This is a genomic window from Pseudomonas sp. PAMC 29040, from assembly GCF_003994535.1.
GTDB classification, from domain to species: Bacteria; Pseudomonadota; Gammaproteobacteria; order Pseudomonadales; family Pseudomonadaceae; genus Aquipseudomonas; species Aquipseudomonas paraversuta.
Genome location: NZ_RZAA01000010.1, coordinates 32,373 through 48,452, shown reverse-complemented (window position 1 = coordinate 48,452; position 16,080 = coordinate 32,373). Strand labels below are relative to the sequence as shown.

Here is a 16,080-nt window from a genome sequence, read left to right as displayed (position 1 = left end):
GGATATGTGCTGTGCGCAGTGTACTTAGCTGGGGCGAGCAAACCAACGCCCCCCCTCCAGCACCACATGCCCCTCCAGCTCCAGTTCGGTCAACGCGGCGAGCAATCGGGGCAAGTCCCAACCGCTGGCGCTGACCAGGGCTTCGCTGGTGTGAGGCGCTGCCTGCAACAATTGCACTAACGGATGACAGACTGACGCGAGCTGATCCGTAGTGGTAATCGGCAGCGAGCGCCAGCCACGCAGCTGCTCCAGAATGTGCTCGACGGTTTCCACCAGGGTGGCGCCATCGCGAATCAGTTGATGACAGCCCCGCGCGCCCGGATGGTGGATAGAACCCGGCATCGCGTAAACCTCACGCCCCTGTTCGGCGGCCAGCCGGGCAGTGATCAGCGAACCGCTGGCGACACTGGCCTCGACCACCAGTACCCCCAGCGACAAGCCGCTGATAATGCGGTTACGGCGCGGGAAGTTGGCCGGCAGTGGCCCGGCGTCCAGAGGGAACTCCGAAACCACCGCGCTGCCACTGGCAATCATTGCATCGGCCAGGGCGCGATGGCGCTGTGGATAAAGTTTTTCCAGACCGGTGCCCAACACCCCCACAGTCTGCCCGCCAATGCCCAGCGCCGCTTCATGTGCAGCAGCATCGATGCCCGCCGCCAGCCCGCTGGTAATCACAAATCCGGCCCCGGCCAGACAGCGGGAAAAGGCCGCAGCAGTGTCCAGACCCGGCCTTGATGCACGTCGGCTACCGACCATCGCCAATTGCGGTTTTTCCAGAATGCCCGGATCTCCCGCCACGAACAGCAACGGTGGCGCATCGCTGAGTTCCCCCAACAGGGCCGGATAATTTGCCCGGTCGTGCAGCAGCACATGCTGGCTGGAGCTCTCAAGCCAGCGCAATGCAGCGCTGGCACCGTCACGAACTTGCGGGCTGCGCCTGGCCTGGGCACAGCCCGCCGGCAACCCCAGGGCGGACCAGGCACTGGCGGGCGCGCTCAGCGCCGAGCTGGCCGAACCGAATGCACTGAGCAGGGTGTAAAAACGCCGGGGCCCGACCTCGGGCAAACGATGTAAACGCAGGCGGGCTTCGAGTTCGGCAGGGGAAATTTCAGGCAGCGGCATGGGATCATCCTTGATCGGTTTCAGCGCCTTCAAAGACAGCACAACCTGTGGATAAGTCTGTTGACAAGTTGTTTGGAAAACGCCCGGAAAGACCCTCCTGAACGGCCGGTCTGCCCTTGAAACAGCACGTGGAAACCCAATTTTAGTGAAGTGACTGGCAGAGCCGGCGGCCATAGGTTTCAAACTGCGACACACCCTGGCCCGGGCCAGTCGCGGGCAGCCCGGCAGCTAGTCGTTTCATCCGTTGCTGAATCCCTTTATTATGTGCGTTCGCGTGAAACGCCAGAGCCCGAGCGGGCTATCTCTGAAGGAGACGTTTTGCACAGGTTGCCCGATGTCCTCAGGACCACCTGACAACCGTTTTTGAATCTTTCACACAGTGCATCAATCAAACTTATGGCTATTTTAAACATCCTCGAATTCCCAGACTCGCGTCTGCGCACCATCGCCAAACCCGTGGCGGTTGTGGACGACGAAGTCCGTCAGTTAATCGATGACATGTTTGAAACCATGTACGAGGCGCCGGGCATTGGCCTGGCCGCGACTCAGGTCAACGTGCATAAACGCATTGTCGTCATGGACCTGAGCGAAGACCGCAGCGAACCGCTGGTGCTGATCAACCCCGAGCTTGAAATGCTCACCGACGAGATGGGCCAGTATCAGGAAGGCTGCCTCTCGGTACCGGGTTACTACGAAAACGTTGACCGCCCGCAGCGGGTAAAAATCAAGGCGCTGGACCGTGACGGCAAACCTTTCGAAATGATCGCCGAAGGCCTGCTGGCCGTGTGCATCCAGCACGAATGCGACCACCTCAATGGCAAGCTGTTCGTCGATTATCTGTCTACGCTCAAGCGTGACCGGATCAAGAAGAAGCTGGAAAAACTGCACCGCCAGAACGCTTGATAGTCCTTATCTCAATTCTGTAGTCGCTGCCCAGGCACTAAGGCTGCGATCGGGCAGAGCCCGTAAAGCCAGCTATTCCCAAGTGCCTGGCATACCGAAGTTGAGTGATTGACGAGAGCTGCGTCGAACCTGATCGCAGCCTCGTACCTCGACAGCGACTACAGGCATCTATCGGGATTACTCCCGCCCCCCATTCCAAGTGAGTAATTCATGACTGAGCCACTGCGCATCGTATTTGCCGGCACCCCGGAATTCGCCGCGGAACACCTCAAGGCGCTGCTCGACAGCCCTTACGAGATCGTCGCGGTCTACACCCAGCCGGATCGCCCGGCCGGGCGCGGGCAAAAGCTGATGCCGAGCCCGGTCAAGCAACTGGCGCTGGAACACCACATCGCTGTCATGCAGCCGCCCACGCTGCGGGCTCCCGAGGCTCAAGCCGAGCTGGCAGCCCTCAAGCCCGACTTGCTGGTGGTGGTGGCCTACGGTCTGATCCTGCCGCAAGTGGTGCTGGATATTCCGCGCCTGGGCTGTATCAACAGCCATGCCTCCTTGCTGCCACGCTGGCGCGGGGCGGCGCCGATTCAGCGGGCCATCGAGGCCGGCGATAGCGAAAGCGGCGTGACCGTGATGCGCATGGAGGCGGGTCTGGACACCGGCCCGATGCTGCTCAAGACCGTCACCCCGATCACCGGTGCAGACACAGGTGGCAGCCTGCACGACCGTCTGGCCGAACTGGGCCCACCTGCGGTGATTCAAGCAATCGCAGGCCTGGCAGCAGGCACGCTGCAAGGCGAAGTGCAGGACGACAGTCTGGCCACCTACGCCCACAAGCTGAATAAAGACGAGGCGCGCATCGACTGGAGCCGCCCGGCAGTGGAGCTGGAGCGTCTGGTTCGGGCTTTCAATCCGTGGCCGATTTGCCACAGCACACTCAATGGCGAAGCTCTGAAAGTACTGGCCGCCACTGTCGCCGACGCCCGGGGCGCACCGGGACAAATCCTCGCAGCGAGCAAAGACGGCCTGATCGTCGGCTGCGGTGAAGGCGCGTTGTGCCTGACACGTCTGCAATTGCCCGGCGGCAAAGCGCTGAACTTCAGCGATTTTTTCAACAGTCGCCGTGAGAAATTCGCCGTCGGCATTACCCTCGGTCAAACGGAAAGCGCGCAATGAATCCTCGTCTGGCCGCCGCCAAGGCACTGACTGCAGTACTGAACGGCAAAGCATCACTCAACAGCTCGTTGCCGCTGCAACTGGACAAGGTTGAGGCCCGTGATCGCGGCCTGACCCAGGATCTGGCATTCGGTACTGCCCGCTGGCAGCCACGCTTGTCGGCGCTGGCCAACAAGCTGCTGCAAAAGCCGTTCAAGGCGGCCGACGCCGATGTCGAGGCGCTGCTGCTGGTGGGTCTGTATCAACTGCTGTACACCCGCATTCCGGCCCACGCCGCCATTGGCGAAACCGTGGGCTGTGCTGACAAGCTGAAAAAACCCTGGGCCAAAGCCCTGCTCAACGCCGTGCTGCGTAATGCACAACGCGAGAGCGAAGCCCTGCTGACCGAGCTGGAGCACGACCCGGTGGTGCGTACCGCACACCCGCGCTGGCTGCAAAAATCCCTGAAAGCTTTCTGGCCGCAACAATGGGAAGCCATTTGCGCCGCCAACAACGCGCATCCGCCAATGATTCTGCGGGTCAACCGGCGCCATAAAACCCGTGATGCCTACCTGCAACTGCTGGTCGAGAGCGGTATCGAAGCTCAGCCCTGCGTGTTCAGCCAGGACGGCATTGTGCTGGCTGAACCCTGCGATGTACGCAACCTGCCGGGCTTTGCCGAAGGCTGGATCAGCGTGCAGGACGAAGCCGCACAACTGGCCGCCGACCTGCTGGACCTGGCGCCGGGCCAACGGGTACTCGATGCCTGCTGCGCCCCGGGCGGCAAGACCTGCCACATTCTTGAGGTCGAGCCAGAACTGGCCGGCGTAGTGGCGGTGGATCTGGAAGCCAAGCGCCTGGTACGGGTGCGGGAAAACCTTGAGCGTTTGGGCCTGAGCGCCCAACTGATTGCTGCCGATGGCCGTGACACCGCCACCTGGTGGGACGGCAAGCCTTTCCAGCGCATTCTGCTCGATGCACCGTGCTCGGCGACCGGGGTGATTCGTCGTCACCCGGACATCAAGCTGACCCGCCAACCGGACGACATTGCCGCACTCGCCACCCTGCAAGGTGAATTGCTGGACGCGATGTGGCCAACCCTGGAAGTCGGCGGCATCCTGCTCTACGCCACCTGCTCGACGTTGCCGACCGAAAACACCGAGGTGATCGAGGCGTTCCTGGCCCGTACGCCGGGTGCGCGGGAGCTGGATATCGCCGGTCAGTTCGGCATCAAGCAGCCCCATGGCCGCCAGTTGCTGGCCCAGGAGGGCGGGCACGATGGCTTCTATTACGCCAAACTGATCAAGATCGCAGCCGCCCGCGGCTAATCGACAAAGGACTGACGGCATGAAAATCATCATCCTCGGCGCAGGTCAGGTCGGCGGCTCGCTGGCCGAGCATCTGGCCAGCGAGGCCAACGACATTACCGTGGTCGATACCGATGGCGATCGCCTGCGGGATCTGGGCGACCGGCTCGACATTCGTACTATTCAGGGCCGCGCCTCGCTGCCCAATGTGCTGCGTCAGGCCGGGGCCGATGATGCCGACATGCTGGTGGCAGTGACCAACAGTGACGAAACCAACATGGTGGCGTGCCAGGTGGCCTACACCCTGTTTCACACCCCGACCAAAATCGCCCGGGTACGTGAAGCCGCCTATCTGACACGGGGTGGCGAACTGTTCGATAACGACGCGATCCCGGTGGACGTGTTGATCAGTCCCGAGCAAGTGGTGACCAACTACATCAAGCGCCTGATCGAACACCCCGGCGCTTTGCAGGTTATCGACTTTGCCGAAGGCAAAGCCCAGCTGGTGGCGGTCAAGGCGTACTACGGCGGCCCTCTGATCGGCCAGCAGTTACGCCAGTTACGCGAACACATGCCGAATGTGGATACGCGGGTAGCGGCAATTTTCCGACGTGACCGTCCCATTACGCCCCGGGGCGACACGGTTATCGAGGCAGACGATGAAGTGTTTTTCATCGCCGCCAAGGCCAACATTCGCGCAGTGATGAGCGAAATGCGCCGCCTCGATGAAAGCTACAAACGCATTGTGATTGCCGGTGGCGGGCAGATCGGCGAACGCCTGGCCGAAGCCATTGAAAACCGTTATCAGGTCAAGATCATCGAGATGAACCCGGCGCGTTGCCGGTATCTGTCAGATACCCTGGACAACACCGTGGTCCTGCAGGGCAGCGCTTCGGATCGCGACTTGATGCTCGAAGAGAACATCGCCGATGCCGACCTGTTTTTGGCCCTGACCAACGACGACGAGGCCAACATCATGTCCTCGCTGCTGGCCAAACGCCTGGGCGCGAAGAAGGTGATGACCATCATCAACAACCCGGCCTACGTGGACCTGATCCAGGGCGGTGAAATCGACATCGCCATCAGCCCGCAACTGGCGACCATCGGCACCTTGCTGGCCCACGTGCGGCGTGGCGACATTGTCAGCGTTCACTCATTGCGCCGGGGCGCAGCGGAGGCCATCGAAGCGATCGCCCACGGTGATTCGAAGTCGAGCAAAGTGATTGGCCGCCGGATCGGCGAAATCCACTTGCCGCCGGGCACCACGATCGGCGCAATCATTCGCGACGAAGAAGTGCTGATTGCCCACGACTCCACTGTGATCAATGCCGGCGACCACGTGATTTTGTTCCTTGTGGATAAAAAGCATATTCGCGACGTGGAGAAGCTGTTCCACGTGGGCCTGAGTTTTTTCTAAGGAGTCACGGATGCTCGAATCACTGGAAAAAATGCTGGCCAAGGGTGTGGATAACTCACTGCTGCGCTTCGGCCTGGGCAAGGGTTATCTCGACCTTGGGGAAAACCTCAAGGCGGCGGAGCATTTACAGCGCTGTGTGGAGTTTGATCCCAAATATTCCGCGGCCTGGAAATTGCTGGGCAAGGCGCATCTGGCGGCAGGGGATCGCGGGGCGGCCCGCACGGCGTGGGAGCAGGGGCTTGAGGCAGCCCGTGCCCATGGCGACAAACAGGCCGAGAAAGAAATGACCGTGTTTTTGAAGAAGCTGGATAAACAGCTTTAACACCACTCATCTGCGTAGGAGCGAGCTTGCTCGCGAGCCCTTCGCACAGCTCGCTCCTACAGATACAGCGGTCTAACGCCCTAGTACCAGCGCGCCTCGCCAGGCGGACGCTTTTTGAAGCGCTTCATGCTCCACATGTACTGGCTCGGGTAAGCCCGTACATACTTCTCCACCACCTGGCTCATGGCTGCACACGAAGTTTCAGTGTCGGTGCTGTACATGGCTTCAGGGGCCGCCTCGAGAATCACCTTGAAACCCGAACCGTCCGGCAGGCGCAATGCGTGCAGGAATACCCCCACCGCTTTGCCACCCGCCAGCATGTTCGGCACGAACTTGCTGGTCAGGGCCATGGTGCCGAGGAATGGCACGAAAATACCGGCCGACTCAGCGGGTTCCGGGTCTGCCGGAATGCCTACCTGCCCCCCTTTGCGCACTTCCTTGATGACACTCAAAATGCCTTCTTTGGTCGACGCTGCCACGCGGTTGCCCAGCTGCACGCGCTGCTTGCGCAACAGTTCGTCTACCGCCTTGAGCTTGGGCGGACGGTAGAAAATGATCGGCTTGCACTGGCTGCAATAGAAGTGGTTGAGCACTTCCCAGTTGCCCAGGTGGCTGGTGATGCCGACGACACCTTTACCTGAGGCAAGGGCCTGCTTGAGCACGTCCAGGCCTTCGACTTCACGCACCAGGTCAATCGAACGCTGGGCGGGCCAGATCCAGGCGCAAGCGCTCTCGGTCAGGCTCTTGCCGATATCCTTGAGGCTTTGTCCCACCAGTTGTTCACGGGCCACCGGGTCCATCTCGGGGAAGCATTTGGCCAGGTTGATGCGCACCACCTCGCGCGAGCGATTGGGCAGTTTCCACATTAGCCAGCCGATACCGGAGCCGACCCGTTGAACCGCACTCCACGGGAGCATGGCGAATAACCGCAGAGCCCCGACCAGCAGGGCACCTTTAAACTTTTCCACAGGGTTTTCTCTTTAAAAAAACGTTTTCTGCAGGGGCGAGCAAGCTCGCTCCTGCAGGTCTGTATTGGGCAGCATTCTAACCGCCGTTCGCCAGCTGAGCGTAGCGGTCACAGGTGGTGGCGTGATCCATGACCATGCCACTGGCCTGCATGAAGGCATAACAAATGGTCGGTCCGACGAACGTGAATCCGGCTTTTTTCAACCCTTTGCTCATGGCTTCAGCCTCGGCGGTGACGGCCGGAAACTCATGGCGTTCAGTGAAGTGGTTGATCTTCGGTTTGCCGCCCACAAAGGACCATAGAAACTCGACCGGGTTATCCAGCGCCAGCCAGGCCCGGGCGTTACGCCTTGCCCCGGTAATTTTCAGGCGGTTACGGATAATCCCGGGATCGAGCATCAAGGCCTCGATTTCGGCATCGGTCATGGCTGCCAGACGCTGCACATCAAAGCCGAACATGACCTTGCGATAGTGCTCGCGTTTGCGCAGAACAGTGATCCAGGACAAACCGGCCTGGAACCCTTCGAGCAATAACAACTCGAAGAGCCCATGCGCGTCGCGCAACGGCACGCCCCACTCTTGATCGTGGTACGCCGCATACAGCGGGTCCTCTGGACACCAGAAACAACGTGGCATATAGGCTCCAAGGGGTGGAGGCGCGACCGAATCGGGTATACTCCCGCTCTTTAAATCGCAGCCCAAGAAACAGGTGAATTTGTGAGCCAGCCTACGCCAGCAGTGCGTACCTTCCAAGACTTGATCCTCGCCCTCCAGCAATACTGGGCCGAGCAAGGTTGTGTGGTGCTTCAGCCCTACGATATGGAAGTGGGCGCCGGCACATTCCATACCGCCACGTTTCTGCGCTCTCTGGGCCCGGAAACCTGGAACGCCGCTTATGTGCAGCCCAGTCGTCGTCCGACTGACGGCCGCTACGGCGAAAACCCGAACCGTCTGCAGCATTACTACCAGTTCCAGGTAGTACTCAAGCCCAATCCGCCTAATTTTCAGGAGCTGTACCTGGGCTCGCTGAAGCACATCGGCCTGGATCCGCTGGTGCACGACATTCGTTTCGTGGAAGACAACTGGGAATCGCCGACACTGGGCGCCTGGGGTCTGGGCTGGGAAATCTGGCTCAACGGCATGGAAGTCACGCAGTTCACTTACTTCCAGCAAGTAGGCGGCATCGAGTGCTACCCGGTAACCGGCGAAATCACCTACGGCCTCGAGCGTCTGGCGATGTACCTGCAGGGTGTGGATTCAGTCTACGACCTGGTATGGACTGACGGCCCGTTCGGCAAAGTGACCTACGGCGACGTGTTCCACCAGAACGAAGTCGAGCAATCGACTTACAACTTCGAACACGCCAACGTCGACAAACTGTTCGAACTGTTCGATTTCTATGAAAGCGAAGCCAAGCGTCTGATCGAACTCGATCAACCGCTGCCGCTGCCAAGCTACGAGATGGTGCTCAAGGCATCCCACACGTTCAACCTGCTGGATGCGCGCCGGGCCATTTCGGTCACTGCACGCCAGCAGTACATCTTGCGTGTGCGGACCCTGGCGCGCTCGGTGGCCCAGGCGTATCTCGAAGCCCGCGCCAAGCTCGGCTTCCCGATGGCTCCACCTGATTTGCGTGATGAAGTGTTGGCTAAGTTGGAGGCTGCACAATGAGTGCTCAAGATTTTCTGGTTGAACTGGGCACTGAAGAACTGCCGCCAAAAGCCCTGAATACCCTGGCCGAAGCTTTCCTGGCCGGGATTGAAAAAGGCCTGCAAAGCGCAGGTTTGAAATTCAGCGCGAAAAAAGTTTACGCCGCGCCCCGTCGTCTGGCCGTGCTGCTGACTCAGCTCGAAACCCAGCAACCGGATCGCAGCATCAACATCGACGGCCCGCCACGCCAGGCCGCCTTCGATGCTGAAGGTAACCCGACCCAGGCGGCCCTCGGGTTTGCCAAGAAATGTGGCGTTGAACTGAGCGAAATCGATCAGAGCGGTCCAAAACTGCGTTTCAGCCAGGTCATCGTCGGCAAGCCGACCGCCAGCCTGCTGCCGACCATCGTTGAAGACTCGCTGAACGATCTGCCTATTCCCAAGCGCATGCGCTGGGGCGCCCGCAAGGTCGAGTTCGTGCGTCCGACCCAATGGCTGGTGATGTTGCTGGGCGATGAAGTCATCGACTGCACGATCCTGGCTCAGAAATCCGGTCGCGACTCCCGTGGTCACCGCTTCCACCACCCGGAAAGTGTGCGCATCAGCGCTCCGGCCAACTACCTCGAAGACTTGCGCCAAGCCCACGTGCTGGCGGATTTCAACGAGCGTCGCGAGCTGATTTCCAAGCGTGTGGCCGAACTGGCAACCATGCAGGAAGGTACCGCAATCGTGCCGCCAGCCCTGCTGGACGAAGTGACCGCGCTGGTTGAATGGCCGGTACCGCTGGTGTGCTCTTTCGAAGAGCGCTTCCTCGATGTGCCGCAAGAAGCCCTGATCACCACCATGCAGGACAACCAGAAGTATTTCTGCCTGCTGGACGTTGATGGCAAGTTGCTGCCGCGTTTCATTACTGTGGCCAACATCGAGAGCAAAGACCCGCAGCAGATCGTCTCGGGTAACGAGAAAGTGGTTCGCCCGCGCCTGACCGACGCCGAGTTTTTCTTCAAGCAAGACAAGAAGCAGACTCTGGAAAGCTTCAACCTGCGCCTGCAAAACGTAGTGTTCCAGGCGCAACTGGGCAGCGTTTACGACAAGGCGGTGCGGGTTTCCAAGCTGGCAGCGTTGATTGCTCCGCGCATTGGTGGCGACGCACAGCGCGCAGCCCGTGCCGGCCTGCTGTCTAAGTGCGACCTGGCCACTGAAATGGTCGGCGAGTTCCCGGAGATGCAAGGCATTGCCGGTTACTACTACGCCCTCAACGATGGCGAGCCGCAGGATGTTGCGCTGGCATTGAACGAACAGTACATGCCACGCGGTGCTGGCGCCGAGTTGCCGGGTACCCTGACCGGCGCGGCAGTGGCCATTGCTGACAAGCTCGACACCCTGGTCGGTATTTTCGGCATCGGCATGCTGCCTACCGGTAGCAAAGACCCCTATGCATTGCGTCGTGCAGCGCTGGGTATCTTGCGGATACTGATCGACAAGAAACTCGACCTCGACCTGACCGAAGCGGTGAACTTCGCTGTCAGCGCATTCGGCGCCAAGATCAAGTCGGCCGGCCTGGCTGACCAGGTGCTGGAGTTCATCTTCGACCGCCTGCGTGCGCGTTACGAAGATGAAGGCGTGGACGTCGCCACTTACCTTTCGGTACGTGCGTTGAACCCGACCTCGGCACTGGACTTCGATCAGCGTGTGCAAGCAGTACAGGCCTTCCGTCAATTGCCGGAAGCCGCCGCCCTGGCCGCGGTGAACAAGCGCGTATCGAACCTGCTGAGCAAAGTTGAAGGCACGGTTTCGACCCATGTCGAGGCGCGTTATTTCGATAATGCCAGTGAGTTCTCGCTGTTCTCGGCCATCCAGAAAGCCGACGAAGCAGTACAGCCAATGGCAGCTGCCCGCCAGTACAACGAAGCGCTGACACGTCTGGCATCGTTGCGCGAGCCTGTGGATGCGTTCTTCGAAGCGGTCATGATCAACGCTGAAGACCCGAGTGTGCGGGCTAACCGCTATGCACTGCTGGCGCGCTTGCGCGGTCTGTTCCTGGGCGTTGCCGACATTTCGCTGCTGGGCTAAGGGGTTTACTGTTGAAACTGCTGATTCTCGATCGGGACGGAGTGATCAATTATGACTCCGACGCTTACATCAAGTCTGTCGAGGAGTGGCTCCCGCTCCCTGGCGCGATCGAGGCCATTGCGCAGTTGAGCAAGTCGGGCTGGACCGTCGCGGTCGCGACCAACCAGTCCGGCATTGCCCGCGGCTACTACAGCGTCGCGACCCTGGAGGCCATGCATGAGCGTTTACGGGCGCTCGTGGCCGAGCAGGGTGGCGAGGTCGGCTTGATTGTTTACTGCCCTCACGGCCCCGACGAGGGTTGCGCTTGCCGCAAGCCAAAACCGGGCATGTTGCAGACCATTGCCGAGCATTACGGTGCTGATTTGGCCGAATGTTGGTTTGTCGGCGACAGTTTGGGTGACTTGCAGGCCGCACAAGCCGTCGATTCTCAGCCAGTTTTGGTAAAGACCGGAAAAGGCCTGCTGACTTTGGCCAAGAAGTTACCGGTCAATACCCTAATATTTGACGATCTGGCGGCAGTTGCCGCAGAACTTATCCACAAATAAAGCACCCCCGAACACCCGCCTGAACCCTAGGTGCAGGCCGGTTAAGCGGTGCTTTATCCGCAACGGTAAAAGTCGCTATGTCGATACTGCAGGCCATCAGAACCTTCTTCTTTTACCTGCTGCTGGGCACCAGCGCCCTGCTGTGGTGCTCACTGAGCTTTTTTGTCGCCCCGTTCCTGCCGTTTCGTGCGCGTTACCGGTTTATTAACGTGTACTGGTGCCGCTGCGCTCTGTGGCTGACCCGGGTGTTTCTTAACATTCAGGTTGAAGTGAAGGGTGCTGAAAATATTCCACAACAGCCTTGCGTGATCCTGGCCAACCATCAAAGTACCTGGGAGACGTTTTTTCTCTCGGCCTACTTTCAGCCGTTGAGTCAGGTACTCAAGCGCGAGCTGCTGTATGTACCGTTCTTTGGCTGGGCGATGGCGATGCTGCGCCCGATTGCCATTGACCGCGACAACCCCAAGGCGGCGCTCAAGCACATCGCCAAAAAGGGCGACGAGCTGCTCAAGGACAACATTTGGGTGCTGATCTTTCCGGAAGGCACACGTGTGCCATTCGGTCAGGTGGGCAAGTTTTCCCGAGGCGGTACCGCACTGGCCGTAAACGCCGAGTTGCCGGTATTGCCAATAGCCCACAATGCCGGCAAATACTGGCCCAAGACAGGCTGGGCGAAAAAACCCGGCACCATTGAGCTGGTGATTGGCGAACCGATGTACGCCAATGGCACTGGGCCCCGGGCAATTGCAGAGCTCAATGACCGGGTGCAAGCCTGGAACGAGAGCACTCAGCGCGAAATGGGTTCACTGCCACCGGTGACGGCACCCACTGCAACCACAGACCAGGCAAATTGTGGATAACGTGTGCACAAGTTTTGGATTATCTTCATAAAACATCCGTAACTTAATGATTTATATACTTATTTCGCGGCATTACTTTTCAATGAAAAACGTGCATAAGTTTTTCCAGGCACTAAAAAAACCGGCTGATTAGCCGGTTTTTTTGTGCCTGACATATACCTGTCCTGTGTAGGAGCGAGCTTTTCAAGGGCTCGCAAGAAATCGAGCGTCGCTCCTGCAGGGTAATCGCCGTTTATATCTTGTCGATATCCACGTTTCGGGTTTCCTTCAGGCACAGCATGCCCACTACCAGGCTGACCCCGGTGATCACCACCGGGTACCACAGCCCGTAGAAGATATCCCCGGTGTAGACCACCAGGGCAAAGGAGACGGTGGGCAAAAAGCCGCCGAACCAGCCATTGCCAATGTGATACGGCAGGGACATGGAGGTGTAGCGGATCCGGGTCGGGAACAGTTCCACCATCACTGCAGCCAGTGGGCCGTAGGTCATGGTTGCGATGAGCGTCAGCAGAACCATCATCAGCACCACCATCGGCTGGTTGACCGCACTCGGATCTGCCTTGGCGGGGTAGCCCGCTTCGTTGATCGCAGCGCGCATGGCCGCTTCGTCAAAGCCTTTGATCTGCGTCTCACCCACCGACACCTGGACATCAGTGCCCGGCGCCACGGCCTGGGAGGTGTAAGGCAGGCCCTGTTTGACCAGGAAGGTCTTGACCTTGTCACAGGGGCTGTCAAAACGCGCCTTACCCACCGGATCGAACTGGAAGGTGCAGGTTGCCGGGTCAGCCATCACTACAATCGGCGACTGACGGCTGGCCGTATCGATTTGCGGGTTGGCATAGTGGCTCAGGCCTTTGAACAGCGGGAAATACAGCACCGTGGCCAGCAATAGCCCGAGCATCAGAATGGGTTTACGACCTACGCGGTCCGACAGCCAGCCAAAAAAGATAAAGAACGGGGCGCCGATAACCACACTGATGATGAGCAGCATATTGGCCTGGGCCGGGTCCATCTTGAGCATCTGGGTAAGGAAGAACAGTACGTAAAACTGTGCCGTGTAAAAGGTCACGGCCTGGCCGGCGTTGATGCCGAACAGTGCAATCAGCACGATCTTGAGGTTTTCCCACTTGCCGAACGATTCCCGGATCGGCGATTTACTGGTTTTACCTTCAGCCTTCATTTTTACGAAGGCCGGGGACTCATGCATGCTCATGCGGATCCAGGTCGAGATGCCCAGCAGCACGATGGACAGCAGGAACGGCAGGCGCCAGCCCCAGACTTCAAACTGGTCACCGGTCAGGTAGCGGCAGCTCAGTACCACCACCAGCGACAGCAGCAGCCCCAGGGTGGCAGTTGATTGAATCCAGCTGGTATTGAAACCGCGTTTGCCGGGCGCTGCGTGCTCCGCCACGTAGGTCGCCGCGCCGCCGTATTCACCGCCCAACGCCAGCCCCTGGAGCATGCGTAACAGCACGAGCATGATCGGTGCCGCAATGCCGATGCTGGTGTAAGTGGGTAGCAGCCCCACGGCAAAGGTCGATAAACCCATCAGAATGATGGTCATGAGGAAGGTGTATTTACGCCCGATCATGTCGCCCAACCGGCCAAATACCAATGCACCGAAGGGTCTCACCAGAAAGCCGGCGGCGAAGGCCATCAAGGCAAAAATGAACGCTGTGGTGTCGTTGACCCCGGCAAAAAACTGTTTGCTGAGAACGGTCGCCAAAGCGCCATACAAGAAAAAGTCATACCACTCGAAAACCGTCCCGAGGGATGACGCAAAAATGATCTTTCGTTCTTCACGGCCGGTTGTTCCCTTGGCAGAAACAGCCTGTTGTGCAATTGAGTCTGACATGTGCAATGCCCTCAGCCCCATGAATGGGGCCACAGTGATTATTGTTGTTGTCCACTGTCGGTTGCGGATGACTGCGTCCGAAACCACGATCGCATTCAGGCGACCGGTGCTGCTTGTGTGCGGGTGTTTTCTGTTTCTCGTGTGTGAACAGGCGCCGCAAGAATCAGCTGCGCGGCCTTTTCGCCAATCATCAAGGTTGGTGAGCAGGTATTGCCTGAAACGATGAAGGGCATGATCGACGCGTCTGCCACCCTTAAGCCTGGCACCCCGTGTACCCGCAGCTCGGCATCGACCACCGCGTCTGCGTCCTGCCCCATGCGGCAAGTGCCCACAGGGTGAAAGATCGTGGTGCCAATGCGCGCGGCAGCCTCATAGAGCTCCTGCTCGGTCTGCAACGCCTGGCCCGGGAGGTATTCCTCGGGTGAAAAGACTTGCAGGGCAGGACTGGCCACGATGCGGCGGGTCATGCGAATGGCATCTGCCGCGACCTTTAAATCATCGGGGTGGCTCAGGTAATTGGGATCGATAAGCGGCGCGTCGTCCGGGTTGGCCGAGCGGATATCAACCCGGCCACGGCTTTTGGGGCGCAAGTTGCACACCGAAGCGGTGAAGGCCGGGAAACTGTGCAGCGGCTCGCCAAAACGCTCAAGGGACAGCGGCTGCACGTGGTATTGCAGGTTGGCCGAAGGTTGATCCGCAGCGGATTTGACGAAAGCCCCCAATTGACTCGGTGCCATGGCCAGTGGACCACTGCGGTCGTAGGCATATCGCAGGCCCATGCCGATCTTGCCCCACAGGCTATTGGCCACCTGGTTAAGGGTGCGTGCCCTGGTCAGTTTGAAGATCAGACGCAGTTGCAGGTGGTCCTGCAGATTACCGCCGACGCCGGGCAGTGCGTGCTGCACAGTAATCCCCAGACTTTCCAGGAGCGGGCGAGGGCCGATGCCCGAGCGCTGCAAGATGCCCGGAGAACCAATGGAGCCGGCACACAGGATGATCTCGCGACGGGCGGTAAAGGCCTGTTCGATACCTTGCCTGCGGGCGTTGACCCGGGTGGCGCGACCTTGATCAAGTACTACTTTGTCGACCTGCACATCGGTCAATACGGTCAGGTTAGGCCGTTTGAGTACTGGCCGTAAAAATGCCTTGGAAGCATTCCAGCGCACACCGGCCCGCTGGTTAACCTGAAAATATCCACAGCCCTGATTGTCGCCGCCGTTGAAATCGTCAACGGTGGCAATGCCGCTTTGCTCGGCGGCATCACGGAACGCATCCAGAATCGGCCACGAGTAGCGCTGTTGCTCGACCCGCCACTCGCCGTCAGCACTGTGCAAATCCGAGTTGCCGGCAAAGTGTTTTTCACTGCGTTTGAACAGCGGCAGTACGTCTTTCCAGGCCCAGCCCGGATTGCCCAGCTCGGCCCAGCGGTCGTAATCGCTCGACTGGCCACGCATGTAAATCATGCCGTTGATCGACGAACTGCCCCCCAGCACCTTGCCCCGTGGATAACTCAGGCTGCGGCCTTGCAAACCGGCCTGGGCCTCGGTTTTGAAGCACCAGTCGGTACGCGGGTTACCAATGCAATAGAGGTAGCCCACGGGGATGTGAATCCACGGGTAGTTATCCTGGCCACCCGCTTCGAGCAGCAGCACGCTATGACGGGGATCGGCAGACAGCCGATTCGCCAGCACTGAACCCGCAGGTCCGGCGCCCACCACGATAAAGTCGTACACCTTGCTGGCTGATGTCATGCATCACCTTTTTATTGTTCTTGTCCTGCACCATCGTATTGATTAATTCCGAGTTTGAAACGCGTGATTTCGCCCATGGCTTGTGCGTTTTTGCACTGCCCCCTCAAAAGTGCCGGGACGGGTATTGCGCTTCCCCAACTGCATGACACGCAAAAGTCGCT

At 59.3% G+C, this 16,080-nt stretch carries 14 protein-coding genes; 9 read left to right on the top strand and 5 right to left on the bottom strand.

What is annotated here, in order from left to right; translation table 11 throughout:
* Window positions 1–24: 24 nt before the first annotated feature.
* Window positions 25–1,122 (bottom strand): DNA-processing protein DprA, encoded by a 1,098-nt coding sequence (gene dprA / locus WG29040_RS17940; RefSeq protein WP_127196618.1) that lies wholly within the window; start codon window positions 1,120–1,122, stop codon window positions 25–27.
* 396 nt (window positions 1,123–1,518) lie between these two features.
* Between dprA and def the strand changes: the two genes are divergently transcribed.
* The 5 genes from def (at window position 1,519) to WG29040_RS17915 (ending at window position 6,220) form a co-directional block, all read left to right on the top strand.
* The gene (gene def, locus WG29040_RS17935; protein WP_003437949.1) at window positions 1,519–2,025 is read left to right on the top strand and encodes a peptide deformylase; all 507 of its coding nucleotides are present in this window, start codon (window positions 1,519–1,521) and stop codon (window positions 2,023–2,025) included.
* A gap of 210 nt (window positions 2,026–2,235) precedes the next feature.
* Window positions 2,236–3,195: a methionyl-tRNA formyltransferase gene (fmt, locus tag WG29040_RS17930; protein ID WP_127196617.1), complete on the top strand. Its 960-nt coding sequence runs from the start codon at window positions 2,236–2,238 to the stop codon at window positions 3,193–3,195.
* Window positions 3,192–4,502 (top strand): 16S rRNA (cytosine(967)-C(5))-methyltransferase RsmB, encoded by a 1,311-nt coding sequence (gene rsmB, locus WG29040_RS17925; RefSeq protein WP_127196616.1) that lies wholly within the window; start codon window positions 3,192–3,194, stop codon window positions 4,500–4,502. Before fmt ends, rsmB begins: the two co-directional genes overlap by 4 nt.
* A 19-nt stretch (window positions 4,503–4,521) precedes the next feature.
* A complete protein-coding gene (trkA, locus tag WG29040_RS17920) occupies window positions 4,522–5,898 on the top strand; it encodes a Trk system potassium transporter TrkA (RefSeq protein ID WP_003437955.1) in 1,377 nt (458 codons plus the stop codon).
* A gap of 10 nt (window positions 5,899–5,908) precedes the next feature.
* Window positions 5,909–6,220, top strand: a complete 312-nt coding sequence (locus WG29040_RS17915; RefSeq protein WP_003437958.1) for a hypothetical protein — start codon at window positions 5,909–5,911, stop codon at window positions 6,218–6,220.
* An 80-nt stretch (window positions 6,221–6,300) separates the two neighbouring features.
* Here WG29040_RS17915 and WG29040_RS17910 read toward each other — a convergent pair whose 3' ends face one another.
* Window positions 6,301–7,188, bottom strand: coding sequence for a lysophospholipid acyltransferase (locus WG29040_RS17910; RefSeq protein WP_003437960.1), 888 nt, complete (start codon window positions 7,186–7,188; stop codon window positions 6,301–6,303).
* Between the two features lie 76 nt (window positions 7,189–7,264).
* Entirely contained in the window at window positions 7,265–7,822 is a 558-nt protein-coding gene (locus WG29040_RS17905; protein ID WP_127196615.1) for a DNA-3-methyladenine glycosylase I, read from the bottom strand.
* 81 nt (window positions 7,823–7,903) lie between these two features.
* On the opposite strand from WG29040_RS17905, the gene glyQ reads away from it, so the two are divergent.
* The 4 genes from glyQ (at window position 7,904) to WG29040_RS17885 (ending at window position 12,313) form a co-directional block, all read left to right on the top strand.
* Window positions 7,904–8,857 carry a glycine--tRNA ligase subunit alpha gene (gene glyQ, locus WG29040_RS17900; protein ID WP_003437964.1) on the top strand — a complete coding sequence of 318 codons (954 nt, stop codon included), beginning with the start codon at window positions 7,904–7,906 and terminating at the stop codon, window positions 8,855–8,857.
* On the top strand, window positions 8,854–10,908 hold the full coding sequence (gene glyS, locus WG29040_RS17895; RefSeq protein WP_003437966.1) for a glycine--tRNA ligase subunit beta: 2,055 nt from the start codon (window positions 8,854–8,856) through the stop codon (window positions 10,906–10,908). The genes glyQ and glyS overlap by 4 nt, the downstream gene beginning before the upstream one ends.
* 8 nt (window positions 10,909–10,916) lie before the next feature.
* Window positions 10,917–11,453 carry a D-glycero-beta-D-manno-heptose 1,7-bisphosphate 7-phosphatase gene (gmhB, locus tag WG29040_RS17890; RefSeq protein WP_029612713.1) on the top strand — a complete coding sequence of 179 codons (537 nt, stop codon included), beginning with the start codon at window positions 10,917–10,919 and terminating at the stop codon, window positions 11,451–11,453.
* Between the two features lie 77 nt (window positions 11,454–11,530).
* Complete coding sequence (locus tag WG29040_RS17885) at window positions 11,531–12,313, top strand: 1-acyl-sn-glycerol-3-phosphate acyltransferase (protein ID WP_003437968.1); 783 nt, start codon at window positions 11,531–11,533, stop codon at window positions 12,311–12,313.
* 232 nt (window positions 12,314–12,545) lie between these two features.
* Here the strand turns inward: WG29040_RS17885 and WG29040_RS17880 are convergent, their stop codons facing one another.
* Together WG29040_RS17880 and WG29040_RS17875 are read right to left on the bottom strand one after the other, a co-directional pair.
* Entirely contained in the window at window positions 12,546–14,168 is a 1,623-nt protein-coding gene (locus tag WG29040_RS17880; RefSeq protein WP_003437971.1) for an MFS transporter, read from the bottom strand.
* Window positions 14,169–14,263: 95 nt separating this feature from the next.
* Window positions 14,264–15,919 carry a GMC family oxidoreductase gene (locus WG29040_RS17875; RefSeq protein ID WP_010656724.1) on the bottom strand — a complete coding sequence of 552 codons (1,656 nt, stop codon included), beginning with the start codon at window positions 15,917–15,919 and terminating at the stop codon, window positions 14,264–14,266.
* Between the last annotated feature and the right edge of the window lie 161 nt (window positions 15,920–16,080).

Bases quoted from the DNA above. Each gene is read 5' to 3' on its own strand.
- dprA (WP_127196618.1), bottom strand. From the start codon at position 1,122: ATGCCGCTGCCTGAAATTTCCCCTGCCGAACTCGAAGCCCGCCTGCGT.
- def (WP_003437949.1), top strand. From the start codon at position 1,519: ATGGCTATTTTAAACATCCTCGAATTCCCAGACTCGCGTCTGCGCACC.
- fmt (WP_127196617.1), top strand. From the start codon at position 2,236: ATGACTGAGCCACTGCGCATCGTATTTGCCGGCACCCCGGAATTCGCC.
- rsmB (WP_127196616.1), top strand. From the start codon at position 3,192: ATGAATCCTCGTCTGGCCGCCGCCAAGGCACTGACTGCAGTACTGAAC.
- trkA (WP_003437955.1), top strand. From the start codon at position 4,522: ATGAAAATCATCATCCTCGGCGCAGGTCAGGTCGGCGGCTCGCTGGCC.
- WG29040_RS17915 (WP_003437958.1), top strand. From the start codon at position 5,909: ATGCTCGAATCACTGGAAAAAATGCTGGCCAAGGGTGTGGATAACTCA.
- WG29040_RS17905 (WP_127196615.1), bottom strand. From the start codon at position 7,822: ATGCCACGTTGTTTCTGGTGTCCAGAGGACCCGCTGTATGCGGCGTAC.
- glyS (WP_003437966.1), top strand. From the start codon at position 8,854: ATGAGTGCTCAAGATTTTCTGGTTGAACTGGGCACTGAAGAACTGCCG.
- WG29040_RS17885 (WP_003437968.1), top strand. From the start codon at position 11,531: ATGTCGATACTGCAGGCCATCAGAACCTTCTTCTTTTACCTGCTGCTG.
- WG29040_RS17880 (WP_003437971.1), bottom strand. From the start codon at position 14,168: ATGTCAGACTCAATTGCACAACAGGCTGTTTCTGCCAAGGGAACAACC.
- WG29040_RS17875 (WP_010656724.1), bottom strand. From the start codon at position 15,919: ATGACATCAGCCAGCAAGGTGTACGACTTTATCGTGGTGGGCGCCGGA.